This is a genomic window from Mariniflexile sp., from assembly GCF_052728615.1.
In genome coordinates this window covers 1-24,254 of record NZ_JBFVFE010000019.1, presented here as the reverse complement: position 1 = coordinate 24,254, position 24,254 = coordinate 1, and the positions used below count along the sequence as shown (strand labels likewise).

Below are 24,254 nucleotides of genomic sequence, written 5' to 3'. Positions count from 1 at the left end.
TTTGTTTAAAAAAATCATCATGCGGAATAACTGTATTTTAATAATTAAATCATTGATTATTGGTTTAATCATGACCTGTAACAGCATAAATGCAAAAGAGCATACATATTTATACAACACAGATTCAGCACTAATAACCCCAGAAAAGACTCATAATGACGGGCAAAATTTTTTGTCACACAAACGGAAGAAAATTGGAAGTTTTTTTCATAAAAAAGGTAAAAAATATACCTCTGCGCAGAAAAAATATGCGACCTCAATTCATGTAGAGTATCTTCAACTGGGCAATGATAAAGGCATGTTCACAGAACTTTTAAAGTATGATGAAAATATAACGGCCAATGCAAAAATCACAAGATTTAAAAACAACCTATATCAAGTTGTAATCAATGAAATTGATAGGGAAAATTATACCGAAATAAATGGGGAACTAGAATACCTTTTAGAAGGGAATTCTTGTGTAACACTTCGAATCATCCTTCCTTTAAGCGCTACAAAGTGGCAATGGTATAGCGGTTTGGAAAAAACCGATGCCATGAAAAAGGATGCAACTTATTCTGATACTAAAAAAGTTTCTACTATTTTCCCTCCTGATGGCGCTTTCAACGGACTCACATTATCTGATGGTGGCTATGGCGATCCAATAGGGCAGGGTGCCATGTCATTTTATCCTTTAAGTGCCATAAGTATCGATGGTAAGGGAGAAGCTTTGGGTGTTGATATGGCTATTCCAATAATTTATCGCTTAAGTGCTAAAACCAATAAAGGTTTGATTGCGGAATTTGATGTGGCAACAAGTCCGTTAACAGACAAATTCCCAGACCGTGCTTTTTTTAAATTAAGCCGTTTTAATTTTGATGCCAATTGGGGGATGCGGGCAGCTCTAAAAGCATATTACTCTATCTATGCTGAATCTTTTAAAAAACGGGTTACCACCGAAGGTGTTTGGCTGCCTTTTACACCGCTTCGGTCCATTAAAAATTGGGAAGATTTTGGGTTCGCTTATCATGAATTGTCATGGAATAGTTCTGATAAGAAAGACGGGAAAAGCATACCCAGTATTGCTTCCGATAAAGGTACGGGCGTCTTAAGTTTCCAATATACGGAACCTTGGGATGTTCAATTGCCAATTCTTAAAAAAGACATTCCTTACAATACGCTTGTTTCAAACGAAATGGTGCCAAAAGCGCATCAAAAATACTTGGAAAACAGTGCCACAGAAGATAAAAACGGCCTATGGCAAACACGCCGACTTCAAACCCCATGGTTCAGTTCTGGATGGGCAGTGAGCATCACAACCAATAGCGACCCAGATTTAGAAGGTGTTAACCGCTATCAATATGTAAAACAAACCGAAATAACGCCAGCCGTTAAAATGAATGTGGATGGTATCTATTTTGATTCGATGGAATGGAACTGGCACCATGATTTAAACTACCGAAGCGACCATTTTAAGTACACAGATTACCCATTATCATTTTCAAAAGATGTGGCTAAACCGGCCATTTGGAATTTCACTTCAGAATTTGAGTTTATGAAAAAAATTGCTGATGAGATGCATTCCCAAGGAAAACTGGTTATGGGCAATGGCCATGGATGGAATCCGTTTGCTGCTGGTAATCTGGATTTGTTTGGGGCAGAACTAAGTTGGTATGCTACTGGCGACCATAATTCGGAAGCTTTGGATTTTAAACGGGCCATTTCCTATCAAAAACCAATCGTTTTTCTTTTAAATGAAGGTTTAAATGATAAAGCGTTTACCGATTTTCCTTATAAAGGGTACGAAATATATTTTGAGAAACTAATGGCTTATGGTTTCTTTCCGTCTTTTTTTAGCACCGATGCTTCCAGCGATCCGTATTGGATGGATACCAAAAAAGTAGAAAATGGACGCCCCTTCTTCAAAAAATACATTCCCATAATAAAACAAATCGCTGGCGCAGGTTGGGAACCTGTTACCTATGCTATTTGTGAAAATCAATCACTACAAATTGAACGTTTTGGAACAAATGGCGAGCTTTTTTTTACGGTTAGAAATAATGGAAGTGAAAATATTCAATCTACAATATCGATAGACTTGCAAGCATTGGAAATTTCCAAAAAATTCTCCGCCATAGAAGTAGTGAATCAACAAGCCATAAAAATGAAGAATGACAAATTATATATTAATATTCCTGCGCTCCGAACTCAAGTAATCAAGATTACTAAATAGTTGATGGAGCTTAAAAATAGTATTGTTAAAAAAAAAATGAAACCTAATTAAAAATGAATAAACCAGTTATTAGCTTGAATAATCGTCTTTTGTCCATTGACGTTTTGAGAGGTTTCGATATGCTCATGATTATTTTTGCAGACCGTTTTTTCGCCTATCTAAATGAAGCGGCACAAACAGAAACCACCGGGTTTTTAGCGACTCAATTTGAGCATCCAGAATGGTTTGGGTTTCATTTTTATGATATTATCATGCCTCTTTTCCTTTTTGTTGTTGGAGTCGTTATTCCATTTTCAATGGAAAAAAGAGTACAGACCATTGATAATAAAACGAAACTTTATCCGCATTTAATCAGGCGTTTTATAATCTTATTTATTTTAGGGTGGATAGTGCAAGGGAATTTACTTGCTTTAGATATTAATCAATTTAAGATATTTAGTAATACACTTCAAGCGATAGCTGTAGGCTATTTATTTTCTTGTATCGCCTATATTCATTTAAGCAAAAAAGCTAGATATGTATTTTTTGCAAGTTGCCTTATTGTTTATGGGTTGTTGCTGGAATTTGCAAACGTTCCCGGAATTGGTAATAGTGAGTTATTACCAGATAAAAACATTGCTTTATATATAGACCATTATGTTTTTGGACGTTTTGATGATGGTTACCAATACACGTGGTTGTTATCTGGTTTGGGGTTTATTGCAACTACACTTTCTGGTTTATTTGCAGGTGAAATGCTTCGCTCTAAGCTACCAAGAGAAAAAACCGCACGAAACATTGTTTTAATTGGAATCGCTTTTATAGCTGTTGGATTAATTCTAAATATATTTCACCCAAGTGTCAAGAAAATATGGAATAGCACTTTTGTGTTATTATCATCAGGAATATGTTTTCTGTTACTGGCTATGTTTTATTGGATTATAGATGTGAAAGGCTACACAAAATGGGGATTTCCATTAAAAGTTATTGGCATGAATGCTATTACGGCTTATGTGATTTCGCATGTTATAGATTTCCCAGAAGTTGCCAAATATCTGCTTTTTGGTTTCGAACACTATTTAGGAGCTTATTACAATGCTTTTGCCACAGTTGGAGGTTTTGGTATCATATACTTAATGTTATGGTACATGAATAAAAACAAAACATATATAAAAATTTAGCATGTAAAAAAGAATTTGTAATAAGGAAAACTGTAAAGAAATTGCTTAAACTTAAATACCCTACGTAACGTTCCCCCCGCTACCTTACGAATCCTTTCGTGTGGTATCTATCTTATTAAGCCATAATTTGCAAACTATAAAAACAGTATGTATGAGTAGAAATTATTTCAAACTGTGCAAATCTGATCCTTAAAACTATATAGAATCTTCATGGTCCCGAATATGCTCTGGAAGAATGGAATTTTCCAATACTGGATTTTCATACTTATAGACGCTCAACTTACCCGATTGCTCATAATAAGCATGCTCAACTTCTGAGAGAAATTGTATTCCAGATTCTCTCAAAAGCATATAAACTTCATATTTATCAATTTGGTCATCAGAAAAATTATCAGATAGCAACTTCCCATGTTCCACAAGCTTTACCACTTTTGGATGCATTTCTTTTCTGGCCAATTCCGATTTTACCCCCAGATGCACATACAACTTCTGCAAGGCAGCAATTAAACTGATAACTATTATTGCTACCGATAGCGGAACAGTAGGATAAAACATAGCATCGCCAACGGCACTGCCCATGGCAACTATTATTAAAATATCGGCACTGCCTAAGCCACCCACTGCACGTTTGCCAATCCAATTAATAATTACTATGGTATAAATCAAAATGAGTAGAACTCTCAAAGTGATTTCCACGTAAATTATCGGGTTGTATTTACCAAATAAAATTCTTATAATATCAAAAGTATATTCATTCGGGTCGATCATTTGTTCTAAAGTTTAATTTTAATGCAAATCGTTAAAAAGGTAATTTTATCTATTTTCATCACAAAATAAATAAGAATAAACAAAAGCCTCCATTTTCTTTTAAATGATAAAATTTACGTTTAAAACTAAACGTTTAAACGGTGTTTAATTAACTCATATAACTATTAAATTACTACAAATGAATCGATTTTGAGCACTTACTTTGCTATGCTCACTTTCATCCGCTGTAGGTGGTTCACTTTGCCCGCCCTATCCAATCTAGTCTATGTTCTTTTCCCGATAGCTATCGGGACTATTAGCGAAGCGGTCTTGATTTTTCCCCGGATAGCAATGCGTTTTTTTATTAAAATCCAAAAAGCATCAGAGTAAAATTTTCTTAACTTAAGTTTGTCTTAAGAATTTATAATTAGTATTGTACAAAACAAAATGTTGATGATAAAAAAAATCATTTTATTGGTTATTATAACCTCATTTTCCTCAAAATCATTCTCTCAAATAGATGTTACCGTTTCAGGGATGGTAAAAGAAAGGGAAACGCAAGCGATTATACCTTACGCCAATGTGATTCTAAAATTAGCAAACACCAATGTATTTGTAACGGGTACTGCGACTAATGAAGAAGGTCGATTCACTATCGAAAATATAGCTTCGGGAAACTACATTTTACAGGTTTCCGTTATTGGGTTTAATACTGAAAAACAATCCCTTTTTGTAGGGGAACTTTCTAAATTCCTAGATGTAAAAACCATTTTACTGACTGAAAATATAACCTCTTTAAATGAAGTTTTGGTAACAACGGAACAAGAAGAGGTAAGTGCCAGAATGGATAAAAAAACCTACTCGCTTAAAGATAATATCAGTCAAAGTGGGGGTTCCGTTTTACAGGCTATGCAAAATTTACCAAGTGTTACCATACAAGAAGGTAAAGTGCAGTTACGCGGTAACGACAAGGTTACCGTGCTTATTGATGGCAAACAAACGGCAATAACGGGTTTTGGAAATCAAAACGGATTGGATAATATTCCTGCTTCGGCCATTGAAAAAATCGAGATTATAAACAACCCATCTTCTAAATATGATGCCAACGGCAATGCAGGTATCATCAATATTATCTATAAAAAAAACAAAGTACAGGGGTTTAATGGTAAAGTAGGTTTTACAGGTGGTCTTGGGTCTTTATGGGAGCGTAGAACCAATTTACCGGACATACGGCCCCAATATACCATGACACCGAAAATAAATCCGTCACTCGCTCTTAATTACCGGAAGAACAAAGTAAATGTGTTTTTTCAGGGCGATTATTTATATACCGAAACGCTCAACAAAAATGAATTTGTAAAACGCGTTTATGATGACGGAACGATTATCAACAGGCAGACCAAAAGAAACAGAGACACCCAATTCATTACCTTAAAATCTGGGTTGGACTGGACTTTTGATGAACAAAACACGCTAACGGTATCCGCTTTATACGGAGGAGAAATTATTATTGACAACGGCGATGAGCCTTTTGTGGATGAAAATAACGAACGCATATATCTTTGGAGATTCTTAGAGGACGAGGTTAAAACCACCATCATGGCAACTGCCAATTATCAGCATAAATTTAAAGAAGCAGGCCGTTTACTGAATATTGGTTTTAATTACACGTTTCACAGAGAGGATGAAAAATATTTTTTCGAGAATATCCGGCCCACTTTTACGGGTCTGGATTCTTTTAAATTGCTTTCAGACGAACAGGTTTATGATTTTAATGTGGATTACGTAAGGCCTTTAAAATACGGAAAGTTTGAAACAGGCATCAAATTAAGAAAGCGCAACATTCCTATAAACATGCAATTTTTCCAGGGGCAAAATTCGCCCATAGATGCCGGTGCCGGTGGATGGGCAGAATACAAGGAAATAATTCCTGCCTTATACGGAAATTACAGTTTTGAGAACGAAACCGTTGAAGCTGAAATGGGTTTACGAATGGAATATGTGGATCTAAATTATCTTGTAAACCCAGACCACAACACCTATAAAAGTGATGGTTACAATTATACCGAGCCTTTCCCTAATATGCGATTTGCATATAAATTCAATGAAAACAACAAAATCTCTGTGTTTTATAATCGTCGGGTGGACAGACCCAACGAAGTGGATATCCGTATTTTTCCTAAGTATGACGACGCTGAACTTATTAAAGTCGGGAATCCAGCGTTGCGCCCACAGTTTACCAATCTCATTGAACTTGGTTATAAAACAAGTTGGGAAAAAGGCAGTTTATATGGGGCACTTTATCATCGTTTTGCCCATGGTACCATTACCAGGATTTCTTCAACCAATGACACTAGTAACATCATCTATGCCATTTTTCAAAATGTAGGAAAGAGTTATAACTCTGGGCTTGAAATGATTTTTGAACAAGATGTTACCGATTGGTATTCCCTTAATTTAAATGGAAACATCTATCGCAACCAGATTGATGCTTTTACGGTTTTAAACTTATATCCATCGCCAAATACCTTTTCAGCCAATACCCAAAAAGCAACCTCAGGGAACTTAAAATTGAACAATACGCTAAAACTTTCCAAAAAGGTAGATGCACAAATGAGTGCGGTGTATTTAGCGCCCGATATTATGCCGCAAGGGAAAATTGATTCGCGCTTTTCGTTGGATCTTGGCATTAAAAAATCAATCCAAAAAGGCAAAGGCGAACTGTTTTTAAACGCTACCGATCTATTGAATACCATGACCGTAAAAACCGATATTTTTGGACAGGGGTTTAAATATACCAGTAGTAATTATGCCGAAACGCAAGTAATACGCTTGGGATATAGCTATAAGTTTTAGCCTCAATAAAGATCTGTCAGGAATGGTTTTATCACATAATTACTGATACTTTTAAACTTTGAACCCATCTTGACTTTTTGTTCTTAACCGAATCCCGATATGTCGGGATGTTCAGATGAGACTATTTTTGAGAGGCATAGCATCGCTGCGCATAAGAAAATAGACGAAATATGGGCCAATTTCAGCCATTTTTCAGGAAATAGAAAAAGTCAAGATGGGTTCTTTAATATTTCTTTAGAATTGGAGGCTAATTTAGTTTTTTATTAAACTAAATTAAATGTCAATTAAATTATTTCCTTCCCGCTTTGCGCTGCTCAAAGCTTTTGTTGTTTTGTTTTTGCTCCTGTCATTTTTGGTGCGATCAAGTTTTTTTGTTTTGAGTTTCCTCGAAGTAGATAAAGACTTTTTTACATTGGCAAACACCTTTATTATTGGGTTTTTGTTCGATGTAGCCACTATTTCATTTTTTGTAATTCCCTACCTTATTTATCTTTTTGTAATCCCTAAAAAATGGCATGGCTCCATATTAGATAAGATTATTATTTATTCCGGGTTTTCACTAAGCATATTTATTCTGTTCTTTTCCTTCTTAGGAGAAATCGCCTTTTGGGAGGAATTTGAACGACGTTATAATTTTATAGCGGTCGACTATCTTATTTATACGTATGAGGTAGTTAAGAACATTAATGAATCTTACCCGTTGCCCATACTTATTTCAGCGCTGTTGGCTTTAACTTTAACGTGTATTTTTATTACCTACCGTTTAGGCAATTTTAAACAAACATTTAGAGGCGATACCCCATTTAAGTCTAGGTTTATGGCAGGTGTTCTTTGGCTCTTAATGGCAATTGCTAGCGGTGTGTTTGTTACGAATGCACAAGCGGATTTTTCAGATAACCGGTACAATAATGAGTTGGCCAAAACAGGCATCTATTCCTTTTTTGCGGCTTTTAGAAATAATGAATTGCCTTATAGCGAGTTTTATAAAACCATTCCTAACGCGCAAGCCTACGCCATGGTAAAACAAAGCTATTACGATTCAATCCTTCCTTTTATCAATCCAAATGAAAATAGCATTTATAGAAGAATCGTAAATTCAGATCGTGTTCAAAAACCAATGAAGCCCAATGTGATTTTTCTTTTTGTTGAAAGTTTAAGCGGAAACTTTTTACAGGCATTCGGTAATCCTGATAATCTGACGCCCACATTGGATTCATTGGCAAATAATAGTTTGTTTTTTACAAATCTATACGCCACAGGAACACGAACCGTTAGAGGCATGGAAGCTGTTACACTTTCTATTCCCCCAACCCCAGGGCGTAGTATTGTAAAACGAAAAGAAAACCAAGGCTTATTTACTATTGGCGAAGTATTTAAACAACAAGGCTATGACCGCTATTTCTTTTATGGTGGCGATGGCTATTTTGATAATATGAACACCTATTTTGGCGGAAACGGATTTAATATTGTTGATAGAGGTAGAGGGTTTCTCTTGGATAAAAACATTGCCACAACACGCACCAATATTGAAGATGATGAAGTAACCTTTGAGAATGCTTGGGGCGTTTGTGATGCGGATATATACAATAAGGTTCTTAAGGAAGCCGATAAATTTCATGAAACAGGACGACCATTTTTCGACTTCGTGATGACCACCTCAAACCATAAACCATACACGTATCCCGAGGGTAAAATTGATATCCCGTCTGGCACAGGTAGAAAAGGCGCTGTAAAATACACCGATTATGCCATTGGCCAGTTCATTAAAAAAGCAAAAGAAAAAGCTTGGTTCAAAAATACCGTATTTGTAATAATGAGCGACCATTGTGCCAGTAGTGCAGGGCGTTGGGAGCTGGATGTGAAAAATTACCATATTCCAGCATTAATTTTCAATTTACCATACCAACAGTTAGAAAAAATAAGTAAATTGGCTTCCCAAATTGATGTGTTTCCAACCTTGTTTTCAGCTTTACATTGGGATTATAAGTCTAATCTCTTCGGAAATGATATTCTATCCATGCAACCTGATGACGAAAGAGCATTTATAGGCAACTACAGAAAGTTGGGGTATCTTAAAGATGATAAAATATTGATTTTGGATGAGCAGAAAAACGCTCGTTTCTATTCTTGGAACCCATTGGATAATAGCTTAACAGTGATACCATCAGACACGGATTTTGAGAACAGAAGCATTTCATTTTATCAAGTAGCAGACGATTTGTACCGTAACGGAAAATTAAAAATTAAAGCACAGTAGTTTGACACATATCCATTTTATAGTAAACCCCATTGCAGGGACAGGAAACCATGGTTTTTCAGAAACCTTTTTACAAGACTACTTTGATAAGGATCAATATAATTTAACCGTAAAATGTTCCTCTTATAAAGGTCATGCCATTCATTTAACAAAAGAATCGATTAACCAACAAGCCCATATTATTGTTGCTTGCGGTGGCGACGGCACCATAAACGAGGTCGCGTCCACTTTAGTAAATAGTAATATCCCGTTAGGAATAATTCCAGTGGGTTCAGGAAATGGTTTGGCATCCAATCTTAAAATTTCGCAAAATGTAAAAAAAGCCATTGCCGTTATTAAAAATAACCAGCAAACCAAAATAGACGTGGGCTGTGTAAATGAACATTATTTTTTTAGTAATACAGGTTTTGGTTTTTCTGCCAGCGTTATAAAAAATTATGAGGCTTTGCAAAAAAGAACGTTGTTTTGCTATATGCAAGCATCTCTAAAATCATTAAAAGAATTTCATAAGAAAGAAGGAATTTCAATTGAAATCAACGAGTTGGAAATATTGGTAAATCCATTTTTAATTTTTATCTCGAACTCTAACGAAATGGGCTATAACTTAAGTTTAACACCAAAGGCATCATTGCAAGATGGATTGTTGGATGTTATTATTGTACCTAAATTAAACAAATTAAAAATGTTGCTTTTTGGGGTGAGTTTGCTTTTAAAAAAACCAGAATTTTTAAAGGAAGTAAAGTGCTTTCAAACCAAGGCCCTTAAGCTTTCAAGTAAAAACACTGATTTTTTTGAATCTCAAATGGATGGTGAAATGTTAAAGATCCATGACACTTCCGTTTCCATTTCGTTAAAGGAGAAGTCCCTATTGGTTATCTTTTAATGAACCCATCTTGACTTTTTGTTTTTAACCGAATCCCGATATATCGGGATCTTCAGATGAGACTGTTTTTGAGAGGCATAGCATCGTTGCGCATAAGAAAATATACGAAATATGGGCCAATTTCAGCCATTTTTCAGGAAACAGAAAAAGTCAAGATGAGTTCAATGGTAATGGCGTTAAGTTTTCTAAGGTTTCGGTAATAAATTTCATTGTTGTCCGGTTAAAATATTTGTAGTGCATCAATATGTGCGTTTTTAGGCGTTTCTAATTAACGTGAATAACGGATAAGAAAATTAAGATTGAATTTTTCTTTTTCCACTCACTAAAGGGTGGAAAAATTCCTTAAATGTAGAAAATGTATCACCCTTTAAGGTTGGGGAAGGGACTACAGAATACCAGCAGGAACATTATGAAGTGTCTTTCAAGAGTGAAAATAGTGGGTATATGTTGGGCATCGTCTATAAGTTTTAAAATTTTATGAATAAAAAAATGGCGTTTTGTTGGATGGTGTTTTTTGCTTTTATAATTAAGGCTAATAGTCAGCACACTGTTTCTATCAAAGCAAAACTTGACGCAGATAACAGAACAATAAGTATTGTACAAAAAGTGGAGTATCTCAACCAATCCAATGATACTTTGAGTGAAATACATTTTCATGATTGGGCAAATAGTTACTCAAATAAAAAAACACCATTAGCAATTAGATTTGGAGAAGATTATAAGCGTAATTTTCATTTTGCCCATGAAGATGAAAGAGGCTATACCAGTATTGGTGCTGTTAGGGATAGCAACAAGAAATTGTTGGATTGGGTGCGCTATAACAACGCAGAAGATATATTGAAGGTTTATTTAAACAAGCCTTTGTTGCCTACTGAAAGTGTTCAGATTGAATTTAATTACTGTGTAAAACTACCTCATGAGAAATTTACGGGAAACGGATTTACTCATGACAATGATTTCTATTTACGTTCATGGTTTATAGTTCCTGCTGTTTATAGCAACAGATGGGAAACTTACAGCAATAAAGACTTGATGGATTTTTACGCACCATTGGCTTCCTACGAGGTTGACTTTGAAATCCCGAAAAGTTATACCTTAACATCAGGATTAAAACAAACATCATTTACAAACAACAATTTTAATGAGGTTCATCTTGAGGGAGAAAATTACAGGGACATTAGAGTCTATATTCAAAAAGCAACAGATTATTATACACTTAAAACCAATCATTTTGATATGGTTACAAACATTGTTGGTCCATCCATTGGAGCTAGCAAAAAGTTGGAGATTGCCAACAAGATTGTAAACTATTTGGAAGGACATCTGGGCGCGTTTCAAATGGATAGACTTTTAGTATCAAATATAGATGAGCGTAAGAACCCTATTTATGGGTTTAATCAACTTCCTGAGGCGATTCGACCATTTTCCAATGATTTTCAGTACGAAATGCAACTATTAAAAACAACTACAAATGAAATTTTAGAAAGAGTTTTTATAATAAACCCTAGAGAGGAAAAGTGGATTACAGATGGGATTCTTATCTATTTAATGATGGATTATATTGATGAATATTATCCAGAAATGAAGCTAGGGGGTAACTTTTCCAAAATATTCGGCTTAAAATGGTTTCATGCTGTAAACCTAGATTTTAATGACCAGTACTATTTGGGCTATAAAAATATGGCACGGCGTTTTAAAGACCAGTCACTTTCAACACCACGGGATTCATTATTGAAATTCAATTATAATATAGCAAATACCTACAAAGCAGGTTTAGGATTCAGATATTTAGACGATTATTTAAATGATAACACAATCGGCAATAGCATTAAGACATTTTATAGCAGTTATAAGTTTAAATTAAGTGGAACGAAAGACATAAAATCAATTATTGAATCCTCCTCTAAGAAAAATATAAATTGGTTTTTTAATGATTATATAAACAGCAATGAAAAGATTGATTTTGGATTTAAATCAGTTAAAGAGGATAATGATTCATTACAGATAACGCTTAAAAACAGAAGGCATAATTTAATGCCAGTATCGCTATATGTTTTAAAAAATGACACAGTAATCAATAAAATTTGGCTAGAGGGTTTTTTAGATGAAAAGCGCATCGCTATACCAAAAAACGGAGCAGAACTTTTAATTATTGATTATGATGAAAACATACCAGAAGTTAAACGGTCAAACAATTATTGGAACCTTAAGGGGGTTTTTAATAAACCATTACAATTAAGACTTCTTAAGGATGTAGAAGACCCAAGCAAGAATCAAACATTTTTTATGCCTGTTTTTGAGTTTAACAACATATATGATGGTTTAACACTTGGAGGTAAGCTATATAATAAAACAATTATTAAAAAAAACTTTATTTATAAATTCACACCAACTTATGGTTTTAAATCCAATGCGCTATTAGGTTCTATATTATTATCTTCAACAAGTCAAATTAAAGAAGCTGGATGGTACGCCTACAACATTGAAATATCAGGAAACAGAACAAGCTATGCACCTAATTTGTTTGCAAACTCAATCACGCCATCTATTCAATTAAATTATAGAAGTAAAGACCTAAGAAGCAATCTGTTCCAAAACATCAGTTTAAGAAGTGTCAGCATTTTTAGAGATAAAGACCCTTTAGTGCCATTAGAAACACCAGACTACAGTGTTTTAAATGCTACATACCGATATTCAAATTCTAATTTCTCAAATTCCATCGGTTTTAAAGCAGATTATGAGTTGTCTAAAAACTTTAGCAAAGTATCATTTACCACTAGCTACAGAAGGTTGTTTGATAACAACAGACAAGTAAGCTTACGTATGTATGCCGGAACTTTTCTAAAAAACAAAACCCAAAATGATGATGGGTATTTTGATTTCGCTTTAGATAGGCCTTCAGATTATCTGTTTGATTATAATTATCTTGGGAGGTCTGAAGACACCGGATTAGTTTCACAGGAATATATAACAGCAGAAGGTGGTTTTAAATCTATTTTAGATACTCGTTTTGCAAATCAATGGCTTGCCTCTGTAAATGCAGAAGTAAGTATTTGGAATTGGATACATGCTTATGGTGATATTGGCTATTTAAAAAACAAAAGGATTAACCCTTATTTTGCTTATGATTCTGGAGTGAAACTTAGCCTTGTAGATGATTATTTTGAATTATACCTTCCCATAGCGTCCAATAACGGTTTTGAATTGGGCCAGGATAAATACGGGGATAAAATTAGGTTTAAAGTAACATTGGACATTAAAACCTTAATTGGTTTGTTTACCAGAAGGTGGTATTAAATGAGTATCTTCAAACGAACCCATAGAAATTTTAATTCCCAAATTTTAATTCTCAAATATTAGTACATGACAAAAATAATCTTACATCATAAAAACAACTATTAAAGTTGACCCCTCCGCCTATCGGCACCTCCCCTTGAAAAAAGGGGAGGAATTATTTAAGGAGATTTTTTTAATAATTTGATGTTAATAAATTTTTGTCATGTACTTAATTCTCAAATATTAAAAATAATTTCAGGAAGGCAAAGCCCATGCGCTGCCATTGCTAGTGGGTATGCAGGAAGGTATGGTGACCTATTGGTCTTAGCAAAAAAACCAAAATAAATAAAAGAGCCCATTTTTTAAAAGCCTTTGCGCTGGCTTCTTTATGTTCTCAATCATTTTATCATACATGGCATTTACCAAAAAAAGGTAAAGTGTATTTATGGGGCCAGAGGTTCCAATCCTAGGGATAGTCTTTTCTGAAAGGCCTTGATTATTGAAATACGATATAGTAAACATCTACAATTCATTTCATTATTCTACAATTTGTTTCAAAAGTCGCCATTTTTATGCAAACCTTGGTGGTTTGAACAGTTTAGTTGTTATAATGGAACAAAATAAAAACTGAAGCCACATATAAATCTTTTTATTTGTTACAATTTAATTTAAGTTTTAACAAACTTCCCACTCACTAACTTTTAATCTTAAAATATGAAAAACAATGAAACAACTACTATTTAAGAACACCACAAACCTAACATTATTTACCTTATTTTTTAGTGTTTTCATGCTCCAAAGCGTGTATTCGCAACAACAAGTAACGGTAACAGGGACTGTTACTTCAGTTACAGACGGATTGCCCTTGCCTGGGGTAAACATTATTATAAAAGGGACACAGACAGGAGCCGTAACCGATTTTAATGGCGTTTATGGCATCACTGTGCCTTCTAAGGCCATACTTGTGTACAGTTACATAGGTTATACACCCCGCGAAGTGCCTGTTAACGGACAAAAGATTATTGATGTAGTACTAACAGAAGACATTTCTACATTAGATGAAGTTGTTGTTATTGGTTACCAAACAATTAAGAAAAGGGATTTAACTGGAGCAACTTCTTTAATAGATCCTGAAACATCCAATAAAAATATCAGCAACTCTTTGGCCGAATCTCTTCAAGGATTAACTTCGGGGGTAACAGTTAGAAGCGGGGGACAACCAGGTCAAAATTCCCAAATTGAAATTAGGGGAGCAGCAAGTTTTGTAAACTCTAACCCTTTGTATGTTATTGATGGCATGATTGCCGATGCCAACCAAACTATAAACAATAACGATATTGAATCTATACAAATTTTAAAGGATGGTTCTGCTGCTGCCATATATGGTTCAAGAGCCGCAAACGGTGTTATAATCATTACCACTAAATCCGGTAAAAGCGGACCGCTCAAAGTGTCTGTTTCAGCTGTAACCGGTATTCAGGAAATTCCAAAAACTTGGGATTTAATGAACAATACCGCTTTTGCCGAAATGCAAAGAACAAGTTATAATAATTCAGGTTTAACACCTCTTCCGTCCGTGGGTTCAAATTTTAATCCTAATATAAACACCGATTGGCAAGATGAAATTACTAGAACCGGTAATACCATAGACTTAAATGTTTCAGCCTCTGGAGGTGGCGATAATTCAAAATATTTTGTTTCTGGTAGCCAGTTTGAAAATAAAGGCGTGTTGATTGGACGTTCGTTTCAAAGATCCTCGTTAAGAATCAATACAGAATTTAAAAGAGGAAAAGTAACGATTGGAGAAAATATCCTGCTTTCAAATTCTAATACAAAACAGCCATTGGGTTCTTTTGATACGGGCAATCCGTTTTTCGATATGGCAATCATGTTGCCCGTTATACCAGTACGGGGTGACGAGTTTATTAATGATCAAAATCCTGGAGGCTGGGGAATTGGGAGTGTAAATGCAATAACTTATGCAAAAAACCAAGTAGCTGTGACTGATGTGCTACGTGAAAAAATAAATTACGCAAAAATTGTTGGTAACGCTTTTGTAAAGGTTGATCTTTTAGAAGGGCTTACCTATAAATTCAACACAGGAATTGAAGCCAGTTTTGATTTTTCTAAAGGCATAAGACGTATTGGGATTACACAATTTAATGCCGCTGAAAGACCTAGTTTTATAGCAGATAATAGATCCAGATATGCAAGTTTTTTAATGGAGCATACCCTTAATTTCAATAAAAAATTTGGAAATCATAATATTAATGGGGTTGTAGGTATTTCAGACCAACAAACAAAAAGGGATTTTTCACTGGCAATTAGAAGTGACATTACTGAATTGGGCGATCAAATTTTTACCGAAATAAACTCAACAACAGGCACTTCAACTAGTGAAGGGGCTATCACGGATGATTACAGAATATTTGGTTATTTAGGAAGAATAAATTACGATTATGATAGTAAATATTATGTAACGTTAACAGGAAGGTTAGATAAAGATAGCCGTTTTAGCAAAGACAACAGAACAGGCTTTTTTCCATCAATAGCTGGGTCTTGGAGAATTAGTAAAGAAGATTTTTTTAATGTCCCTTGGATAAATGATTTAAAAGTTAATGCTTCCTATGGAGAATTAGGTATAGTAACTTTAGGGTCTTTTGATTGGCAAGGCACAATAAACAATAATACAAGAGCTATTTTAGGCAACGTGCCTCAAGTAGGTTCTTACCAAGCTTCGCTGGTTAACCCAGATTTAAGATGGGAAAACCGTAAAACTCAAAATTTCGGATTGGAAACATCGTTGCTTGACAGTAGCCTAAAGCTATCTCTTGCATATTATAGTTCACTTTCAGAAGATGCATTAGTAACCAATTTACCCATTGCTTTATATTTAGGTAATTTAGGAGGAAGTCCTCCCGTTAACGCAGGATCGATAAGAAACTCAGGGTTTGAGCTAGAAGCCTCTTATAAGGATATCAATAATCAAGTAAAATGGAATGTTGCCTTCAATTTGACAACCATAAAAAACCGTGTGGAAGAAGTTGGAAATCGAGGTGCGGGGATCGATTACATACAAACAGGTTTAACAAGATCAAAAGTGGGACAGTCTTTGGGACAATGGTATCTGTTAAAAACCGATGGTATTTTTCAAAATCAGGCAGAAATTGATGCTCATGCATTAAATGGAAATCCTATTCAGCCATTTGCAAAACCTGGAGATATTAAGTTTATTGATACAGACGGAAATGGAAGTATAACGGATGAGGACAGAGCCTTTAGTGGTTCTTCACCATGGCCGACTTTGCAAACTGGATTACAGTTTGGAGCCAATTATAAAAACTTCGATTTGAGTTTACAATTTATAGGCATCTTTGGAAACGAAATTTTCAATAGTGTTAGACGGGAACTGGACTCTTATCAAAATACCAACTTTAGAAGTGGTATAAGTCCATGGACGCCAACAAATACAAACACAAATGATCCAAGAATAGGTGTAGCCACTGGAGACCAAGGATTAGTAGATAATGCTAGATTCAATTCAGACAGATGGTTAGAAGATGGTTCGTATGTAAGGTTAAGAAATATACAATTAGGATATAATTTTGATGGTACTTTTTTAAACAAAATAGGAATGTCTGCATTAAGACTATATGCAAGTGGTCAAAATCTATTTACAATTACCAATTATTCAGGGTTGGATCCAGATGTTCAAGGCAATGGAATATTGGAAAGAGGTGTAGATGCTGGTAATTGGCCTTCAAGCAGAATATTTTCACTTGGTTTAAACGTAGAATTTTAAAATTTAAAATATCATGAAAAAAATAATAATATTATTAGTAATCGTATTTGGTTTTTACTCTTGTGAAAACGAGCTTGACATAATAAACCCAAATGAAGTAACAAACGAGAGCTTTTGGCAAAATGAAGCAGATGCTATAAAAGGAATTAATTCATGTTATAGTACACTTCACCGTGGAGGATTTACAAGATGGCAACCTATGCTATACGATCTTCGTTCAGATGTTGGAGCAAGTTATAGTCCATGGAACGAATTGGCAAATGCATTAAATAATTTCATACAGCCTAATTCTAATTTTGGCCCTGTTGTTGATGTTTACTTTGATAACTATGTTGGAATCTTTAGAGCCAATCAGGTAATAGCCAATGTGCCAAATATTGCTATGGACGAAAGTTTAAAATCCAGAATACTGGGTGAGGCTTATTTTTTTAGAGGGATGCACTATTATCATTTAGCAAGTTTATGGGGTAATGTTGTGCTACAATTAAAGCCATCAAGCCCGACGGACGTCAATCCAACAACTCCGGAACCTGAAGTTTGGGCACAAGTTATTAGTGATTTAACCCAAGCTTCAAGTAGATTGCCAAAAAACTATGCTAACGCCAACGATTTAGGAAGAATAACAAAAGGAGGCGCCTTTGCCTTGTTAGGTAAGGCCTATATGCAAATACAGGATTATCCATCGGCTAAAACGGCATTGGACTATTTTATAACAGGCGAAGGTGTTAATGTTTACGATTTGGTTACGGACTATTATGACAATTTCAAAATAACCACGGAATTTAATAAAGAGTCAGTTATTGAATGGAGCTATATTGAAAACCCCACTGAGGGAACAGATAATGACATTGCATCGGCCAACCATAACTATGGAACATCAATAGGTCAATTTTATGGACCTCCAGGTGTAGGCTTTACAGATGGCGAGGCCTTGAGATGGGTAGTAGGGGAGTTTGAAATTGAAAGAACTGTTTCTAATCAAAGAGATCCAAGACTACCAGTAACATTTCTATATAATTTTACAAATGAAGCAGGTCCTTCGGCAACTATGGTTTATGGACAAACATTTCAACAAAGATATGGCAATAATGATCGCGTGTTTTTTAGGAAGTTCCTCCACGATCATGCTAGAAATTTTGAAGGTTTTAGAGGCATAAACAATTACAGGTTTATTCGTTTTGCAGATGTACTTTTAATGTATGCAGAGTGCTTAAATGCTAATGGTAGCACTAATGACGCTTATAAATATGTTAACAGAGTTCGATCCAGGGCTGGTCTTGCACCACTACCAACAGGGTTATCCCAACAAGCATTTTTAACGCAAATAAAACACGAGCGCCTTTTAGAATTAACTGGCGAGGGGCACCGCTTTAATGATTTAAAAAGATGGGGGGATTTGGGCCCATCATTGAGCGTTAAAGATCCTGGCTTTAATAATTTTGTAATTGGCAAGCATGAGTTATTGCCTATACCACAGCGTGATTTGGATATTAACCCGAATATGGATCAAAATCCAAATTGGTAGAGTAATATACTTTTTTTAACTTTCCTTAAATATTTAAAAAATGAAAAAGAAATTAAAAAAGATTAGTATTAATTATTATCTGGTTTTTTCCTTATTGGGTATAGTATCAACTTCGTGTATTTCATGCGGGAACGGTTCTGACGCAGTTGATAAAGAAGAACAACAGATTGATGTTGAGCCTCCAATAAAAACAACAACATTTAGAAACCCTGTTTTAGATTCCGGACCAGACCCTTGGGTTTTTAAAAACGGCGATGAGTATTTTGTAACCTTTACTACAGGCAATAATATTACACTTGTGAGGACCAATAAAATGTCTGATCTAAAAAATGAAACCAAAAAAATCATTTGGATTCCTCCAGCTAGTGGAATGAATTCTAAAGAAATTTGGGCACCAGAATTACATAAAATAAATGGTGCTTGGTATGTATATTATGCAGCGAGTAATGGCGATAATAATACACACAGAATGTGGGTGCTGGAAAACACATCTACCGATCCATTTCAAGGAGTTTGGTTGGACAAAGGTGAATTGAAACTTCCAGACGATAAATGGGCAATCGATGGATCGCCTTTTGAATTTAATGGTAAGTACTATTTTGCTTGGTCAGGTTGGGAAGGCGACAACAATGTAAGACAGGATATATATATCGCTGAGATGGAAAACCCATTAAGTATTGTTGGGCAACGAGTCAATATTTTAAAACCGGAAAATGCTTGGGAAACCAATGGCACAAATCCAGAAGTAACAGAGGGCCCCGAATTTTTCTTAAAAAATGATAAGGTGTTTATATTCTATTCTGCTGGGGCCTGCTGGAAAGATGGCTATTCTATTGGCGCTATTTATATGGATATTAACTCAAATCCAAAAGAGGTAAATTCATGGAAACGATTACCAAATAACCCCTTATTTGTTTCTAATAATACCGGAAATGCTTTTGGTCCTGGGCACAATTCTTTTTTTAAATCATTGGATGGTCAGGAAGATTGGATTTTATATCATGCTAACCCACAACCTGGTCAAGGTTGTGGAGGTAATAGATCTGTTCGGATGCAAAAGTTTTCGTGGGACAGTAATGGCTTTCCCCTTTTAGGAAGCCCAGAACCTTTAAACAAGGATATATTGAAGCCAAGTGGCGAATAATATAATTTAAGAAGATAATTGATGATACAATTTAGTTGATTGTTTGAGTTAGTTTAGTTTAGTTGAAATCTACCAAGGTGTTCACAAGCCTTGGTAGTTTTTTATAAGTAAGTTAAAAAATGGAACAAATTATTAATCATTAACATAAAAAATGAAAAATAGATTATTAACCGCAATACTTAGTCTGGTTTTTACTATTGGCTACACACAAGGAAACAATAGTTTGGTCGCCAAAAAGTGGCCATTAGAAAAAGCAAAAACTTGGTATGGAATGCATGATTGGATAATAGGTGCAAATTTTAATCCAAGTACAGCTATCAATCAATTGGAAATGTGGCAGGCAGACACTTTTGATCCCGAAACCATTGATAGGGAATTAGGCTATGCAGAAGGCATTGGATTTAACACCATGCGTGTTTACCTTCACAGCCTTGCATATAAGGCTGATCCAAAAGGTTTTAAAACTAGGGTGGACAGATATTTGGAAATAGCAGATAAGCATGGCATTAAAACCATATTTGTCATTTTTGATGATGTATGGGGTAAAACGCCAAAAATAGGGAAACAACCAGAACCAAAACCTGGTATCCATAATTCAGGTTGGGTACAAGACCCTGGAGATCCAGCATCAAAAGAGTTGAAAAATTTTCCTGAGCTGGAAATGTATGTAAAAGATATTATCAACACATTTAAAAATGATAATAGGGTCTTGATGTGGGACTTATATAATGAACCAGGGAACTCCGGTAAATTCAGTGCTTCGGTGCCTTTATTGGAAAAAGTATTTATCTGGGCAAGAGAAGTGAACCCAAGCCAACCATTAACTGCTGGGATTTGGCAGTGGAGCAAAAAGTTTCAGGAAGTCAATGAGATTCAAGCCTTGAATTCCGATGTTATCACGTACCATCATTATGGAGAGCCTGAAGACCATCTTAAAGTCATCAACTTACTTAAAACCCATGGCCGCCCACTGGTTTGTACAGAATATATGGCCCGAACAAGAAATAGCAGGTTTTCCAACATCTTACAATTGCTGAAAGAAGAACATGTTGGAGCAATCAATTGGGGGCTGGTTGCCGGTAAATCCAATACTATTTATGAATGGGATACACCCATACCATCTGGCGAAGAACCTGTAGAATGGTTTCATGATATTTTTAGAAAGGATGGGACCCCATACAGACAAGACGAAGTTAATTTAATAAAAAAAGTAACCTCGGAAAATTAACCATTAAATTTTATTAACCATTATAACATGGAATACCATCACTTTTTTAAAACTCAAGTCTTAATTGGATTCATGCTAACACTACTTTTTACTACTTGTAAAGAGGTTAAAAACAATGAAGTTGCAAATAAAGTACCTGCTTCTAATAAATTAGCTTATAAAAACCCCTTAAATGTAAAGTTTGGCGACCCTTTTATTTTAGATAACAATGATGGCACCTATTATATGTACGGCACGGGTGGCGGTACAAAAGATGGTTTTTCTTCCTATTCTTCTACCAACCTTAACGACTGGGAATATAACGGACAGGTTTATTATGGCAATACCGAAAACTCTTGGAACACAGCCAATTTTTGGGCGCCCGAAGTTTATAAAATAAACAATAAATATTATCTTTTTTTTAGTGCAGACTGGAAGGAAAATCCAACCAATGAATTGGAAAATTTTAAGATTGGAGTAGCGGTTGCCGATCAACCTACCGGACCTTTTGTAGATTTAACCAACAAACCGCTTTTTGACCCCGGTTATCCCATAATTGATGCCAATGTTTTTAAAGATGATGATGGCCACTATTATTTATATTACTCCAGGGCCTGTTATAAGCATCCCGTAGAAAGCGATATTGCCGATTGGGCAAAAAAGGAGGGTTTGTATGACGACATAGAAGAGAGCTGGGTATATGGTGTAAAATTACAACCAGATTTTAAAGGCGTAATTGGGGAGCCTATTCTATTGCTCAGACCTCCCACAAGCATGGATGATAAAAATGCCGAATGGGAAAGCAGGTCGGTTACTTCAAAAGAAGTAAACCGCCGATGGACAGAAGGCTCTTTTACGTTTAAACATGGCGATACGTATTATATTATGTACTCTGCAAACCATTTTGGTGGCGAACATTATGCCGTTGGGTATGCAACAAGTAAATCGCCACTAGGGCCATATACAAAAGCTAGTAACAATCCTGTCTTAGAAAAAAACACGACCAAAGGTGGCGAGGTTAGCGGTACGGGGCATAATATGGTATTGTTTCTTAAAAACCCCGATAAAATGCTTTGTGTATATCATGGACGAACCAAGAAAACGGGAGAAAATCGGGTGGTGTTTATTGATGAAATGAAAATATTGGAGGATGGTACTCTTACAGTTGAAGGACCTACTACTGAGGCAATAAAAAATCCGTTGTCAAAGTAATTCTAAAACAGGGCAATGCTTTTTAAAAATGTTTTTATATAATTTGTTTAAGTACATGACAAAAATTTATTAACATCAAATTATTAAAAAAAACTCCTTAAATAATTCCTCCCCTTTTTTCAAGGGGTAGAGCCTGTACCGATTTTTCGGTATGCCGATAGGCGGAGGGGTCGACTTAAATAATTTTTTTAATGAAATATCTTTTTTTGTCATGTACTAAAATAATTTGTAATAAACTCTTTTATTTAATATTGTTTTTTGCTTTGTGCATCTCCGAGTTTGCTTTGTGTAACTCTGAGAAATAACTATAACACAAAGACACACAAATTATAAAGAAGTTTCACAAAGATTAATAAGTTCGCATAAACGTTTGAAAAAACAACCCTAATTTATCGCAAAAAATTAGTTTTGTAGTTGTCTCAATTATTAACATTGAAAAATAAAACCCATGAAGAAGTCGTATCTATTTTTAATCCTAATACTAACAGTCGGTATTTATTCTTGCAAACAAAACACTAAAAAAGAGCAGCAAAATGAAGAAACAACGGTAGCTAAACACGTTGAATTTACCCCATCTATAAATAATGCTGCTTTTGACACCATCATTGACGGCAAAGCTGTAAAATTATATTGGTTAAAAAACAAAGACATACAATTGGCCATAACCAATTTTGGCGGTCGATTTGTAGGACTTTGGATAGCCGATAAAAATGGAAAGATGACCGATGTTATTATGGGCATGGACAGTGCGAAAGGTTTTATTGAATCTTCTGAACCTTATTTCGGCGCTACCATTGGTCGCGTGGGAAATCGTATTGCGAAAGGTAAATTTAGTTTAAATGGTAAAAAATACTCGATCCCACTTAACAACGGAAAAAATACCTTGCACGGAGGTTTTAAAGGGTTTCAATATGTTGTTTGGGACGCCGTACAACCCAACGATACTACTTTGGTGTTGAGCTACTTGTCGCCTGATAAGGAAGAGGGCTATCCAGGAAATTTAAAGGTTAAAGTAACCTATTCTTTAACCGATTCAAAAACCGTTAAAATGGAATATGAAGCTGAAACAGACCAACCAACCGTGGTAAACCTAACCAACCATTCTTTTTTTAATTTGAATGGTGAAGGCACTATTTTAAACCATAGGTTACAAATATATGCCGATACCTATACACCTGTAGATGAAACTTTAATCCCGTTTGGAACATTTGACAACGTAACAAACACACCGTTTGATTTTCTGGAACCACACACCATAGGTGAACGTATAGAGAACGATAATATACAATTAAAAAACGGTCTTGGTTACGACCATGATTATGTGCTGAATGGAAAAAAGGCAGATGGTATGAATCATGCGGCAACGGTTGTAGGCGATAAATCGGGAATAATAATGGATGTTTATACCCAAGAACCCGGTTTGCAATTTTACAGCGGTAATTTCATGCAAAGTAAAAACACGCTTAAATTGGGCGTTAAAGATGATTTCAGGACAGCCTTTAGTTTGGAAACGCAACATTTTCCTGATGCACCCAATCAACCTGGATTCCCGTCAATTACTTTAAACCCTGGAGAAAAATACCATACGGTTTCAGAATATCGGTTTTCAGTTGAATAAATTATATTAGAAACTTTATAATTTACAATCCAGAAAATAGCAAAAAAAAATTATAAAATTCAGGTTGTAAGTTCTTTAACTAAAACACCCTAGGTAACTTTCCCCTCCTTGGAGGGGAACAATTCTAGTCTCTGTTTCAAATTTTTAGGATTTTTTTATGAGCAGTTTGAATTAATCCGTTTCGCTTTTTGCTTGAACCTACACTTTTCTATTTTAGGATTTCCTTAAAAAGTAAATCTAAATAATTCCCCGACGGTTCTACCTCGGGGTTTCCGAACGGGTGTACGACAAATTTCCCATTATGCAGCATTTTGACATAATTTGACGATTCTGTTCCATTTTTTGCTTTTATGAA

At 35.2% G+C, this 24,254-nt stretch carries 13 protein-coding genes; 12 read left to right on the top strand and 1 reads right to left on the bottom strand.

Annotation, left to right across the window (positions count from 1 at the left end):
• The first annotated feature begins 19 nt into the window (after positions 1-19).
• Both ACU1LP_RS09180 and ACU1LP_RS09175 read left to right on the top strand, forming a co-directional pair.
• Positions 20-2,212, top strand: a complete 2,193-nt coding sequence (locus ACU1LP_RS09180) for a hypothetical protein (RefSeq protein WP_445736111.1) — start codon at positions 20-22, stop codon at positions 2,210-2,212.
• Positions 2,213-2,265: 53 nt separating this feature from the next.
• Positions 2,266-3,372 carry an acyltransferase family protein gene (locus ACU1LP_RS09175; RefSeq protein ID WP_445730930.1) on the top strand — a complete coding sequence of 369 codons (1,107 nt, stop codon included), beginning with the start codon at positions 2,266-2,268 and terminating at the stop codon, positions 3,370-3,372.
• Positions 3,373-3,567: 195 nt separating this feature from the next.
• Here the strand turns inward: ACU1LP_RS09175 and ACU1LP_RS09170 are convergent, their stop codons facing one another.
• Positions 3,568-4,140 carry a DUF421 domain-containing protein gene (locus ACU1LP_RS09170; RefSeq protein WP_445730931.1) on the bottom strand — a complete coding sequence of 191 codons (573 nt, stop codon included), beginning with the start codon at positions 4,138-4,140 and terminating at the stop codon, positions 3,568-3,570.
• 432 nt (positions 4,141-4,572) lie between these two features.
• On the opposite strand from ACU1LP_RS09170, the gene ACU1LP_RS09165 reads away from it, so the two are divergent.
• The 10 genes from ACU1LP_RS09165 (at position 4,573) to ACU1LP_RS09120 (ending at position 23,899) form a co-directional block, all read left to right on the top strand.
• The gene (locus tag ACU1LP_RS09165) at positions 4,573-6,975 is read left to right on the top strand and encodes an outer membrane beta-barrel protein (protein ID WP_445736110.1); all 2,403 of its coding nucleotides are present in this window, start codon (positions 4,573-4,575) and stop codon (positions 6,973-6,975) included.
• 277 nt (positions 6,976-7,252) lie between these two features.
• On the top strand, positions 7,253-9,232 hold the full coding sequence (locus tag ACU1LP_RS09160; RefSeq protein WP_445730933.1) for an LTA synthase family protein: 1,980 nt from the start codon (positions 7,253-7,255) through the stop codon (positions 9,230-9,232).
• A gap of 1 nt (position 9,233) precedes the next feature.
• Positions 9,234-10,115, top strand: coding sequence for a diacylglycerol/lipid kinase family protein (locus ACU1LP_RS09155; RefSeq protein ID WP_445730934.1), 882 nt, complete (start codon positions 9,234-9,236; stop codon positions 10,113-10,115).
• A 477-nt stretch (positions 10,116-10,592) separates the two neighbouring features.
• Positions 10,593-13,412, top strand: a complete 2,820-nt coding sequence (locus ACU1LP_RS09150) for a hypothetical protein (protein ID WP_445730935.1) — start codon at positions 10,593-10,595, stop codon at positions 13,410-13,412.
• Positions 13,413-14,115: 703 nt separating this feature from the next.
• Positions 14,116-17,193, top strand: coding sequence for a SusC/RagA family TonB-linked outer membrane protein (locus ACU1LP_RS09145; protein ID WP_445736109.1), 3,078 nt, complete (start codon positions 14,116-14,118; stop codon positions 17,191-17,193).
• Positions 17,194-17,206: 13 nt separating this feature from the next.
• A complete protein-coding gene (locus ACU1LP_RS09140) occupies positions 17,207-18,718 on the top strand; it encodes a RagB/SusD family nutrient uptake outer membrane protein (RefSeq protein ID WP_445736108.1) in 1,512 nt (503 codons plus the stop codon).
• A gap of 40 nt (positions 18,719-18,758) precedes the next feature.
• Positions 18,759-19,862 carry a glycoside hydrolase family 43 protein gene (locus ACU1LP_RS09135; RefSeq protein ID WP_445736107.1) on the top strand — a complete coding sequence of 368 codons (1,104 nt, stop codon included), beginning with the start codon at positions 18,759-18,761 and terminating at the stop codon, positions 19,860-19,862.
• A 151-nt stretch (positions 19,863-20,013) separates the two neighbouring features.
• Positions 20,014-21,090 (top strand): cellulase family glycosylhydrolase, encoded by a 1,077-nt coding sequence (locus ACU1LP_RS09130; protein ID WP_445730910.1) that lies wholly within the window; start codon positions 20,014-20,016, stop codon positions 21,088-21,090.
• A gap of 72 nt (positions 21,091-21,162) precedes the next feature.
• A complete protein-coding gene (locus ACU1LP_RS09125) occupies positions 21,163-22,281 on the top strand; it encodes a glycoside hydrolase family 43 protein (protein ID WP_445730909.1) in 1,119 nt (372 codons plus the stop codon).
• Between the two features lie 448 nt (positions 22,282-22,729).
• On the top strand, positions 22,730-23,899 hold the full coding sequence (locus tag ACU1LP_RS09120; RefSeq protein WP_445736106.1) for an aldose epimerase family protein: 1,170 nt from the start codon (positions 22,730-22,732) through the stop codon (positions 23,897-23,899).
• The last annotated feature ends 355 nt before the right edge of the window (positions 23,900-24,254 follow it).